The 11,430-nt window shown below is 72.5% G+C and carries 7 protein-coding genes; 4 read left to right on the top strand and 3 right to left on the bottom strand.

Going from position 1 to position 11,430, the window contains the following annotated elements; genetic code table 11:
* Nucleotides 1-31: 31 nt before the first annotated feature.
* Nucleotides 32-1,156 carry a GuaB3 family IMP dehydrogenase-related protein gene (locus OG257_RS15480; RefSeq protein ID WP_329208224.1) on the top strand — a complete coding sequence of 375 codons (1,125 nt, stop codon included), beginning with the start codon at nt 32-34 and terminating at the stop codon, nt 1,154-1,156.
* Nucleotides 1,157-1,232: 76 nt separating this feature from the next.
* Here the strand turns inward: OG257_RS15480 and OG257_RS15475 are convergent, their stop codons facing one another.
* A complete protein-coding gene (locus tag OG257_RS15475) occupies nt 1,233-1,808 on the bottom strand; it encodes a hypothetical protein (RefSeq protein WP_329208222.1) in 576 nt (191 codons plus the stop codon).
* A gap of 120 nt (nt 1,809-1,928) precedes the next feature.
* Nucleotides 1,929-3,191: a nucleotide sugar dehydrogenase gene (locus OG257_RS15470; RefSeq protein WP_329208220.1), complete on the bottom strand. Its 1,263-nt coding sequence runs from the start codon at nt 3,189-3,191 to the stop codon at nt 1,929-1,931.
* Between the two features lie 248 nt (nt 3,192-3,439).
* On the opposite strand from OG257_RS15470, the gene OG257_RS15465 reads away from it, so the two are divergent.
* Nucleotides 3,440-5,146 carry a glycerol-3-phosphate dehydrogenase/oxidase gene (locus tag OG257_RS15465; RefSeq protein WP_329208219.1) on the top strand — a complete coding sequence of 569 codons (1,707 nt, stop codon included), beginning with the start codon at nt 3,440-3,442 and terminating at the stop codon, nt 5,144-5,146.
* A gap of 17 nt (nt 5,147-5,163) precedes the next feature.
* Here OG257_RS15465 and OG257_RS15460 read toward each other — a convergent pair whose 3' ends face one another.
* A complete protein-coding gene (locus OG257_RS15460; RefSeq protein WP_329208217.1) occupies nt 5,164-6,285 on the bottom strand; it encodes a serine hydrolase domain-containing protein in 1,122 nt (373 codons plus the stop codon).
* Nucleotides 6,286-6,404: 119 nt separating this feature from the next.
* Between OG257_RS15460 and OG257_RS15455 the strand changes: the two genes are divergently transcribed.
* A complete protein-coding gene (locus OG257_RS15455) occupies nt 6,405-8,432 on the top strand; it encodes a serine/threonine-protein kinase (protein WP_329208215.1) in 2,028 nt (675 codons plus the stop codon).
* A 187-nt stretch (nt 8,433-8,619) separates the two neighbouring features.
* A complete protein-coding gene (locus OG257_RS15450; protein WP_329208214.1) occupies nt 8,620-11,397 on the top strand; it encodes a protein kinase in 2,778 nt (925 codons plus the stop codon).
* Nucleotides 11,398-11,430: the final 33 nt, after the last annotated feature.

Here is an 11,430-nt window from a genome sequence, read left to right as displayed (position 1 = left end):
AGCGCAGACGTAGAGGAAAGGCCACACCATCGTGACTGAGATCGAGATCGGGCGCGGCAAGCGCGGTCGGCGGGCATACGCGTTCGACGACATCGCTGTCGTACCGAGCCGTCGTACCCGTGACCCGAAGGAGGTCTCGATCGCCTGGCAGATCGACGCCTACCGCTTCGAGCTGCCCTTCCTGGCCGCTCCCATGGACTCGGTGGTCTCCCCGCAGACCGCCATCCGCATCGGTGAGCTGGGCGGCCTCGGCGTCCTCAACCTCGAGGGGCTGTGGACCCGGCACGCCGACCCGCAGCCGCTCCTCGACGAGATCGCCGAGATGCCCGTCGAGACCGCCACCCCGCGGCTCCAGGAGATCTACTCCGCCCCCATCCAGGAGGAGCTGATCGGGCAGCGCATCAAGGAGGTGCGCGACTCCGGTGTCGTCACCGCCGCGGCGCTCTCGCCGCAGCGCACCGCGCAGTTCTCCAAGGCCGTGGTCGACGCGGGCGTGGACATCTTCGTCATCCGCGGTACGACGGTCTCCGCCGAGCACGTCTCCGGCGCGGCCGAGCCGCTCAACCTGAAGCAGTTCATCTACGAGCTGGACGTCCCGGTGATCGTCGGCGGCTGCGCCACGTACACCGCGGCCCTGCACCTGATGCGCACCGGCGCGGCCGGTGTCCTCGTCGGCTTCGGCGGCGGCGCCGCGCACACCACGCGCAACGTCTTCGGCATCCAGGTCCCGATGGCGACCGCGGTCGCCGACGTGGCCGGGGCCCGCCGCGACTACATGGACGAGTCCGGCGGCCGGTACGTGCACGTGATCGCGGACGGCGGTGTCGGCTGGTCCGGCGACCTGCCCAAGGCGATCGCCTGCGGTGCGGACGCCGTGATGATGGGCTCCCCGCTGGCCCGTGCGACGGACGCGCCCGGCCGCGGCCGGCACTGGGGCATGGAGGCCGTCCACGAGGACGTGCCGCGCGGCAAGCTGGTCGACCTGGGCTCCGTCGGCACGACGGAGGAGGTCCTGACCGGGCCCTCGCACAACCCCGACGGCTCGATGAACATCTTCGGCGCGCTGCGCCGGGCGATGGCCACCACGGGCTACAGCGACCTCAAGGAGTTCCAGCGCGTCGAGGTGACGGTGGCGGACTCGCAGCACCGCCGCTGACGCCCCTTCGGGTACACATACGGGAGGGCCCGGACCACCTCGGTGGTCCGGGCCCTCCCGTATGCCGTGCCGCTGGTCAGCCGGCCTTCCTGGCGCCACCGAAGGCGGCGACCGGACCCAGGGCGAGGAAGAGGTACGTCATGAAGTCGGCCTCCTCCTTCCAGATGTCCAGCACATCGCTGAAGTGCTCGAAGAAGACCTCGGAGAAGCCCACGCCGAGAGCGTCCGCCAGGACCACGGACATCCCGATGAGCTGGCCGAGGAACACGCCGCCGAGGGAGAAGACGGCACTGGAGACGAGGACGCCGGGGTTGGACCCGCCGACCTTGCTCGCCGCGAAGCCGACGATGAAGCCGACACCGACAGCCGCGTAACCGACCTCGCGCTCGATGGCACCGGCGATCACGCCGTAGAGGATCGCGGCGACGATCGCGGTGCCGAGGGCGGCCAGCACGCCGAGGCCGACGTTGTTGCGGAGCGGCGGGACGGGGGCGAACGGGGCGCCGCCGCCGAACTGGCCGGGCTGCTGGCCCCCGAACGGGTTGCCGGTCGGGGCGCCGGGCTGCTGGCCCGCGTACGGGTTGCCGTCGGCAGGCTGGCCGCCGCCGTAGGGCTGCTGCGGCGGGTTCGGCGGCTGCACGGGCTGGCTCATGATGGTTGTTCCCCCTGGGACGGATGCGCACGACTGTGCGAGATGTGACGCCGCAGGCTAGCAGTCCGCACCGACATGGCCCACCGGAATCCTTGCGGGGACTGGCCGGTGGACCATTTCCTAGAGCCGGTGTGCGGCTCCGGCCGGGGTGGCTCCCCGGGTGTCCAGGAGGAGTTGGGCCTTCACGGCGAGGCCCTGGAGGTCGTAGGTGCGGTGGTGCTGGAGCAGCACCGTCAGGTCGGCGCCCGCGGCTGCCTCGTACAGCGAGTCGGCGCGCGGAACAGGCAGTTCGCGCACGCGCCAGTCCAGGACGTGCGGGTCGTGGTAGCCGATCTGGGCGCCCATGTCCATCAGCCTGGTCGCGATCTCCCGGGCGGGGGAGGCCTCCTGGTCGGCGAGGTCCGGCTTGTACGTGACGCCGAGCAGCAGCACCCGCGCGCCCCGGACGGACTTGCCGTGCTCGTTCAGCAGGGTCGCGCAGCGCTGGATCACGTAACTCGGCATCCGGTCGTTGATCTCCTGGGCGAGCGAGACCATGCGCAGCGGGTGGCCCGGGGTGCGGCTGTTGTACGGGAGGTAGCCGGGGTCCACGGGGGCGCCGTGGCCGCCGACGCCGGGGCCGGGGCGGAACGGCTGGAAGCCGAAGGGCTTCGTCTCGGCGCACCGGATGACGTCCCAGAGGTCGACGCCGAGATCGTGGCAGAGCACCGCCATCTCGTTGACCAGGGCGATGTTGACGTGCCGGAAGTTGGTTTCGAGGACCTTCGTCATCTCGGCCTCGCGCGGCCCGCGGGCCCGGACGACCTTGTCGGTGAGCCGTCCGTAGAAGGCGGCGGCGGACTCCGTGCAGGCGGGGGTGAGGCCGCCGATGACCTTGGGGGTGTTGGCGAAGACATGGGTGCGGTTGCCGGGATCGAGACGGCCGGGGGAGTGCGCGAGGTGAAAATCGCGTCCGGCGCGCAGCCCCGATCCCTCCTCCAGGAGCGGCCGCACGACGTTCTCGGTGGTTCCGGGGGGCACGGCCGATTCCAGCAGCACGGTGGTGTGCGGGCGCAGCCGGGCGGCGAGGGCGCGGGCCGCGTCGGTCACGGCGCCGAGGTCGAGGGTGCGGTCGGGACCCAGCGGGGTGGGGGCGCAGATCGCGGCGGTACGGACCCGGCCCAGCTCGGCCGGGTCGGCGGTGGGCCGGAATCCCCCCGAGAGCATCCGCCGGATGTCGGAGGCGCTGAGGGATCCCTCGACCGGTGTACGGCCTGCGGAGAGTTCGGCGTAGGGGCGGGGGTCGGTGTCGTAGCCGACGGTGTGGATTCCGGCGGCGACGGCTGCTTGGGCGAGGGGCAGGCCTAGGTGACCGAGTCCGATGACAGCGAGGTCGGCGGGCATGTCGGGGGCCGTCCTTCCCTAAGACCAAGAAGACAGAAAGTGCAACTGCTGGGGACAGCGCAATGTCAGACTAGGCGTAAATATGACCTATATGTCGCATTCTGTGACTCTCGTCGACCGGGTGTTGTCCACAGGCGGTGGCTGAAGTCGTGGACCGCGGACAGAATCGAGTGGTGGGCACGGGTGCCCGGCCGCGCGGCCGGTCCCCGCTCCCGTGCCGGACCACCCCGATCTACCGGGAGGCAGCAGTGAGGACAGCGACACTGGGACCCGCGGAGCGCACCGCCGCGCTCGCCGCGATGGCCGAGCGCGAACTGGACGTACTGGTCGTGGGAGCGGGCGTGGTCGGCGCCGGGACCGTGCTGGACGCGGCCACCAGAGGACTTTCGACCGGGCTCGTCGAAGCGCGTGACTGGGCGTCCGGGACCTCCAGCAGGTCGAGCAAGCTGATCCACGGCGGGCTGCGTTATCTGGAGATGCTGGACTTCGCGCTCGTACGGGAGGCGCTGAAGGAGCGAGGGCTGCTCCTGGAGCGGCTGGCCCCTCACCTGGTGAAGCCCGTTCCGTTCCTCTATCCGTTGCAGCACAAGGGGTGGGAGCGGCTGTACGCCGGCTCGGGCGTCGCGCTCTACGACGCGATGTCGGTGTCCTCCGGACACGGCAGGGGCCTGCCCGTGCACCGGCATCTCTCGCGCCGCCGTGCCCTGCGGGTCGCGCCCGCGCTGAAGAAGGACGCCCTCGTCGGCGCCCTGCAGTACTACGACGCCCAGATGGACGACGCCCGCTTCGTGGCCACCCTGGTGCGCACGGCCGCGGGCTACGGGTCGCACGTGGCGAACAGGGCGCGGGTGATCGGCTTCCTCCGCGAGGGCGAGCGGGTGGTCGGCGCGCGGGTGCAGGACGTCGAGGGCGGCGGGGAGTACGAGGTCAGGGCCAAACAGGTGGTCAACGCGACCGGTGTGTGGACGGACGACACCCAGGCGCTCATCGGTGAGCGCGGACAGTTCCACGTCCGGGCGTCGAAGGGCATCCATCTGGTCGTACCCAAGGACCGCATCCACTCCTCGACCGGGCTGATCCTGCGGACCGAGAAGTCCGTGCTGTTCGTGATCCCGTGGGGGCGGCACTGGATCATCGGCACGACGGACACCGACTGGGACCTGGACAAGGCGCACCCGGCCGCGTCCAGCGCCGACATCGACTATCTGCTCGAACACGTCAACTCCGTCCTGAACACCCCTCTGACCAGGGACGACGTCCAGGGCGTCTATGCGGGGCTGCGGCCCCTGCTGGCCGGTGAGTCCGACGCGACGAGCAAGCTGTCGCGCGAGCACACGGTGGCGCACCCCGTGCCGGGGCTCGTCGTCGTCGCGGGAGGCAAGTACACGACCTACCGGGTGATGGCGAAGGACGCGGTGGACGAGGCGGTGCACGGACTGGACCAGCGGGTCGCCGACTGCGTCACGGAGGACATCCCGCTGCTGGGAGCCGAGGGCTACCGGGCCCTGTGGAACGCGCGGGCGAGGATCGCCGCCCGGACCGGGCTCCACGTCGCCCGGGTGGAGCACCTGCTCAACCGCTACGGCGCGATGACCGAGGAGCTGCTCGACCTGGTCGCGGACGACGCGTCGCTGGGCGAACCGCTGGCCGGCGCCGAGGACTACCTGCGGGCCGAGGTCGTCTACGCCGCCTCGCACGAGGGTGCCCGCCACCTCGACGACGTACTGACGAGGCGCACCCGGATCTCCATCGAGACGTTCGACCGGGGCACCCGCTGTGCGCGCGAGTGCGCGGACCTGATGGCGCCGGTCCTGGGCTGGGACACGGACCAGGTCGAGCGGGAGGTGGAGCACTACCGCAAGCGGGTGGAGGCGGAGCGGGAGTCGCAGCGCCAGCCGGACGACCTGACCGCGGACGCGGCTCGGCTGGGGGCGCCGGACATCGTCCCGATCTAGGGCCTCCTTGTCGGGGGTTACGCGGGGCCGCCGGTCCGGACCCGGCAGAACTCGGCCTCCAGCAGGGCCGCTTCGAGGTCCGGATCGGACAGCATGTCCGTGTTCGCCCGGAAGATGAAGACGTGCCGGCCGTCGCGCGTCGCGGCGGCCCGTACGTAGCTTCCGGTGATGTGCCCGTTGTGTCCCCAGACGGTGGTCCCGCACGAGAGCTTCTGCGGATAGATGCCCATGGCGTACATGCCGTGTGCCGTACGGGTGTTGAGCAGCGTGGCCAGCTGGGCGGGCGGCAGCAGGCGGCCGCCCAGCAGGGCCGCGTAGAAGCGGGTCAGGTCGGCGAGCGTGGAGACCATCTCCCCGGCCGCGCCCGCCGTGCGCGGGCCGGCCCCGGTGACATCGCGCAGCGTGCCGTCACCGGGGGAGCGGTGGTAGCCGCGGGAGTGCGGGGAGGGGAGGGTGCTCCGGGCCCCGGGGAACGAGGTGCCGGTCAGTCGCAGGGGGGTGAGGACGCGGCGCTGTATCTCGGTGGAGTACGGATGTCCGGTCACGCGCTGAACGACCAGGCCGAGCAGCACGTAATTGGTGTTGGAGTACGCGTACGTGCCGGGCGCCGAGACCGGGGGGCGGTTCAGGGCGGTGCGGACCGCGGTGCCCGGTGTGAGGGGCTGCGCGGACGGACCGGCCGCGCCCGTGGCGGCGGGGTCCGTGGGGGGCAGCGCCTCGGTGTAGTCGTAGAGACCGCTGGTGTGGGTCAGCAGGGCGCGCAGGGTGATGCGGCGTCCGTCGTTGCCGTGCCCGCGTATCAGGCCCGGGAGATGCGTGTCCACGGTGTCCGACAGCTGCAGCGCGCCTTCCCCGGCGAGTTGGAGGACCACCGTCGCGACGAATGTCTTCGTGACGCTGCCCGCCCGGAAGCGGTCGCCGGGCCGGATTCCGGGTCCGGCGGAGCGGTAGGTCTCCCGTGGTGCGGGGGAGTCGTGACGGGACAGAAAGGCCGCCGCGGGGGCGTCGCCCTCGACGACGAGCCGGGGAAGGTAGGAGGATGCGGGCGTGAGGTGTGGTTCGCTGGGCAGGCTCGCCGTTCCCAGGGCGAGCAGGGTCAGCACCACCGGGGCGGCGAGCATCGCCCTGAGTGTCGGCATGGCAGGGGGCTCCTTCCTCCGGCCACATCATGGCTGACCAAGGACCCGGCACCACGGCCGGTCCCGGGGTGAGGGACAATGAACGCTCTGCCAGGGCGGGTTGATCGCAGAGGGGACGCATGTCGGAGGCGGAGCAGTCACGGGAGCCCCAAGGGGACAAGGACGGACGTCTTCTCGCGGGGCGGTACCGGCTCGGGGCGGTGCTCGGCCGGGGCGGCATGGGCACGGTCTGGCGTGCTGCCGACGAGACGCTGGGCCGCACGGTCGCGGTCAAGGAACTGCGGTTCCCCTCAGCCATCGACGACGACGAGAAGCGCCGTCTGATCACGCGCACCCTGCGTGAGGCGAAGGCGATCGCGAGGATCCGCAACAACAGCGCCGTGACCGTCTACGACGTGGTCGACGAGGACGACCGGCCGTGGATCGTCATGGAGCTCATCGAGGGCAAGTCGCTCGCCGAGGCCATCCGTGAGGACGGGACGCTGACGCCGAGGCGCGCCGCGGAGGTCGGTCTGGCCATCCTCGACGTGCTGCGATCGGCGCATCGCGAGGGCATCCTGCACCGCGATGTGAAGCCGTCCAACGTGCTGATCTCCGACGACGGCCGGGTCGTGCTCACCGACTTCGGCATCGCCCAGGTCGAGGGCGACCCTTCCGTCACCTCGACGGGCATGCTCGTCGGCGCTCCCTCGTACATCTCGCCGGAGCGTGCCCGCGGGCACAAGCCCGGCCCGCCCGCGGACCTGTGGTCGCTCGGCGGACTGCTGTACGCGAGCGTCGAGGGCTGCCCTCCGTACGACAAGGGCTCGGCCATCGCCACGCTGACAGCGGTGATGACGGAACCGCTTGACCCGCCGAAGAACGCGGGTCCGCTGGAGGAGGTCATCTACGGCCTGCTGGCCAGGGACCCCGAGCAGCGGCTCGACGACGCCGGGGCACGAGCGCTGCTCACCGGTGTGATCAATGCTCCGGAGCAGCCGGAGCGTCCGGTGCCCCCGCCCGCCGATTCCACGCAGGTCATGGCGCTGCCCGGAATCATCGGCACGAAGAGCGGAAACAAGAAGGCGGCGGGCGCGGCAGCAGCGTCCGCGGCGGCAGCGGGTGCGGCAGCGGGCGGTTCCACCGGATCGGCGCCCCCGGCCGGTGACGGGGCCACGACCGCGAGCGGTCCGGGAGAGAGCGCGCGGGACCGGCTGCGCGGTGCGCTGCGGTCCGTACGGAACGCGAAGTCTCCGGCAGCGGCCGCGGGCACGGCCGTTCCCCCGGCGCCCACGCAGGCGCCGGCCGTTCCGCCTGCCGCGGGTACCGCCACGGCATCGGCCTCCGGGCCCGCAGTGCCGCCGCACCGCCCCGGAGGCCCGTCCACCGTACCGGCCCGTGCCTCGATCACGGACGTCGTGCCGCGCCGCACCCTGGCGGTCATCGCCGGTGTCGTCGTGCTCGCCGTCCTCGGCACGGTCCTCGCGCTCACCCTGGGCGACGGCGACAAGGACAACAAGGGCAGTGGCACGGGCGGCGGGGGTGACAAGGCCGCGTCGGCCGGTGCCGCCGCCGGTGGCGACAGCGCCACCGACTCGGGCAAGGGCAAGGACAGCGGTAAGGACGACGAGGGCCAGAAGGAGGGGCAGGGCGAGGCGACGAACAAACCGTCTCCCGATCCGGAGACCGGCGCACCGGCCCCCGACGCCGTGCCCGCCGGGTTCAAGCAGGTCACCGACAGGCAGTTCCACTTCAGCATGGCGATGCCCGAGGGCTTCAAGCGCGACGTCATAGCGGGAAGGAACTCCGGCCGCATCTACAACGCCGACGGCGGCTTCCCGCGTGTCCAGGTCGACTACAACGCCTCCCCGAAGGACGACGCGGCGGCTGCCTGGACGGCGGCCGTAGCCGGCACCAAGGCCCTCAGCAACGGCTACAAGCACATCGGCATAAAGAAGGTCGAGTTCAACGGCTACCCGACCGTCGCCGACTGGGAGTTCGTGCGCACCCAGCAGGGCATGCGGGTCCGGGTGCTGAACCGCGGGTTCAAGGCCGACGCCACCCACGGCTACTCGATCATGATCAGCTGCAAGGAGAGCGAGTGGGACGGCGCGGAGTGCACCGCGCTGCGGGAGACGGCGTTCGCCACGTTCAAGCCCACCGACTGACGGTCCGCCGCCGAACGGAACGGCCGGGTTGCCCCGACCCGGCCGCACCGCCGCGCGTTGCCACGTATCGTGAGAGACCGTGGACCGTACGCAGCCGGGATCATGGGTCAATTGCACAGCAAGTGACCGCAATTGACGGATTATGCGGTCTCCGTGACCGGGGGACAGTGCGCTCTGGGGAGGCGTCGTGGACGACTATGCGGGTCGGGTACTTGCCGACCGCTACCGCCTTCCGCTGCCCCCGTCCGATGCGTACGAACTGGTCGAGACCCGGGCGTTCGACACGTACAGCGGGCAGGAAGTCCTGGTCCGGCAGGTGCCGTTGCCGGAGGTCGTGGACGCGGAAGTGCTCGACGCCGACGGGCTGCCCTCGGCCGCCAGGCGTGCCACCGGGCGTACGGTGCGGCGCTCCACGGACCCCGCGGTCCGCAGGGCGATCGAGGCCGCCCAGGCGGCGGCCCAGGTGCCCGACCATCCGCGCCTGGACCAGGTCTTCGACGTGTTCGCCGAGGCGGGTTCGCTCTGGATAGTGAGTGAACTGGTCGCCGCCCGCCCGCTCGCGGCCCTTCTCGCGGAGCGTCCCCTCAATCCGTACCGGGCCGCCGAGATCGGCTCCGACGTACTGACCGCGCTGCGGGTGCTGCACGCCCACGGCTGGACCCACCGCAACATCACCGTCCGCACGGTGCTGGTCTGCGACGACGGCCGTGTCGTGCTGACGGGGCTGGCCGCCGGTGCGGCCGAGGAGGCGCTGTGCGGGTACGTCCCCGCACCGCAGCCCGACGACGAGAACACCTACGGGGCCCCGGCGGTGGAGACGGGCCCCACCGGCCCGTACGAGCCGCCCTCCGAGTTCGCCCCGCCCCAGCAGTTCGCCCAGCCTTCCGAGTTCGCCCCGCCCTCGCCGTTCGCCCCGCCCTCTCCGGAGGGGCCGTCCGCCGCCGGGGTGCCGGCCTCGCGCGGTCCCGCGGAGATCGAGGCGGCGGCTCCGCCGGCCGGGGACGCGGACCAGGGCGCGGACCGGCACGGGCAGGAGCTCGTCCCGCGGCCGGCCCGTCCGGCCGTGCCCGCGGCGGAGCCCGGAGCCGGAAGCGCCGCGCAGCTGCGCGCCGCCCGTGCCGGGGCCATCGCCGCCTACCGGGCGGGTGCCCGCGCCGCGGCCCGGGTCAACGAGGAGCAGCAGCGCGACCGCGACGAGGCGAGCGCCGGCGCAGGGGAGCGCGGGGAGACTGCTGGTCCTCCCGCCATCGGCCCCTCGCAGCCGGCCGGCACCTGGGGCCGGGCGGCCGACGACACCTACGACCCTTACGACGACGAGGACGAGGAGGACGACGAGGGTCCCGGCGGTTACGCCGGCGGTCCCCGGCGGGTCCACCTCGCCGGCACCTGGGGCGACGGCCCCGGCGCAGGCCGCCCGGTTCCCGCGGGCGGTTCGGGCGGCTCCGGGGAGGACGCGCTGCGCGCCGACTCACGGCGCCTGGGAACCGGCCCCGCCGTTCCCGCGGCCCGGCAGGACCGTCTGCCGCAGCCGGTGGCCGCGCAGGCGTCCTCCGGCGGGTGGGACGAGGTCGTCGCGGGCAGCGGCAGCACTCCCGCCTACCGCGGCCCCGCCACCCCCCTCGCCGCCGAACGCGCCCGGCAGGCCCGTATCGCCGTCGTCGGCGCCGTCACCGAGCGATGGGCGCCGGAGCAGGCGGGCCCCGTCCACGACAACTGGCAGCTGGCCCCGCCCATCGGCCCGTCCACCGACCTGTGGGCTCTGGGCGCCCTGCTCTACCGGGCCGTACAGGGCCACGCCCCGTACCCCGAGGAGAACGCGGCCGAGCTCGTCCAGATGGTCTGCGGTGAGCCGCCCGCCTTCGCGGAGGAGTGCGGCCCGCTCCGCCCCGTCGTCGAGTCGCTGCTGCGTCAGGACCCCACGGAGCGGCCCGACTTCGAGGAGCTGCGCGGCTGGCTGCGCTCCCTCGTGCGGTCGGCGCCCGAGCCCGAGGCGGGCAACGACGTCGTGCCGCTGCCGCCGCCGGACGCCACCCGCCTCCCCGTCGTCCGCCGACGGGGCGAGCTGGTGCGCAGGCGCCGGGGCCGCGGGTCGGCGCACGGCCGCCACCGCCAGGGCAAGCCGCAGCGGTACGAGAAGCAGCCCGTCCACGAGCCGGAGTACGCGAAGAAGCCGCCGCGCGCACCGCGCGAGCCCAAGGGCCCCAGGGTGCTGCGCGAGCCGCAGCCCGGCCGGCGGCCCGGTGGCCGGCCGCCGAGGCGGCTGGGACGGCTGCTGCTGGTGCTCATCCTGCTGGCGATGGCCGCCGCGGTGGCCTACGCCGTGATGTTCATGCCCAAGGCCGGGTCCGACGGCGGTACGGAGACGGGGTCGCAGGGACAGCCCTCCGGCTCCGCCGCGCCCGCGGAGCCGGAACCCGAACCGAGTGCGTCGGCAGGGGAGCCGGCCCCTTCGGGTTCCTCCGGTTCCTCCGGCTCGGAGAAGCCGCAGAGCAGCCGTTCGGCCGTCGCGCTCGCTCCGGGCTATGCGCTGCGCAAGGACGCCGAAGGCTTCGAGATCGGTGTGCCCAAGGACTGGCAGCGCAGCCCGGCCAACGCCGACCGGCAGATCCGGTACGGCAGCGACGGGTTCAGCGTGCTGATCGTGCCCGGCCGCGACACCGTCAAGGCCAACGGCAGCGATCCGCTGGACTACCAGCGCAGCAAGGAACCGGAGCTGCAGCCCTTCCGGGAGTCCAGCTGGGCGACGTCCACGGGCATGCGCCGGGTCGATGTCGGCCGGCAGGCCATGGCCGAGGGGCAGTTCACGTGGCAGGAGAGCGGTGGCCGCGAGGTCTACGTCCGTAACCTCGTCATGATCGTGAGCGGCAGGTACCACATCATCCAGGTCATCGGCCCGTCGAACGAGCGCGACAAGGTCTCCGACGTCTACGCGCAGGCCATCTCCTCCTACCGCGTGGGTTCCTGACCCCGCGGCAGTGCGCGACAAGCATCACAGTGC

The sequence above is a fragment of the Streptomyces sp. NBC_00683 genome, from assembly GCF_036226745.1.
Lineage (GTDB): Bacteria > Actinomycetota > Actinomycetes > Streptomycetales > Streptomycetaceae > Streptomyces.
Note: the sequence above shows the minus strand (reverse complement) of the source record. Positions and strands in the feature narration are given on the sequence as shown.

Excerpts from the sequence above, each read along its gene's own strand:
- OG257_RS15475 (WP_329208222.1), bottom strand. The coding sequence starts at position 1,808 with ATGAGCCAGCCCGTGCAGCCGCCGAACCCGCCGCAGCAGCCCTACGGC.
- OG257_RS15470 (WP_329208220.1), bottom strand. The coding sequence starts at position 3,191 with ATGCCCGCCGACCTCGCTGTCATCGGACTCGGTCACCTAGGCCTGCCC.
- OG257_RS15460 (WP_329208217.1), bottom strand. The coding sequence starts at position 6,285 with ATGCCGACACTCAGGGCGATGCTCGCCGCCCCGGTGGTGCTGACCCTG.
- OG257_RS15455 (WP_329208215.1), top strand. The coding sequence starts at position 6,405 with ATGTCGGAGGCGGAGCAGTCACGGGAGCCCCAAGGGGACAAGGACGGA.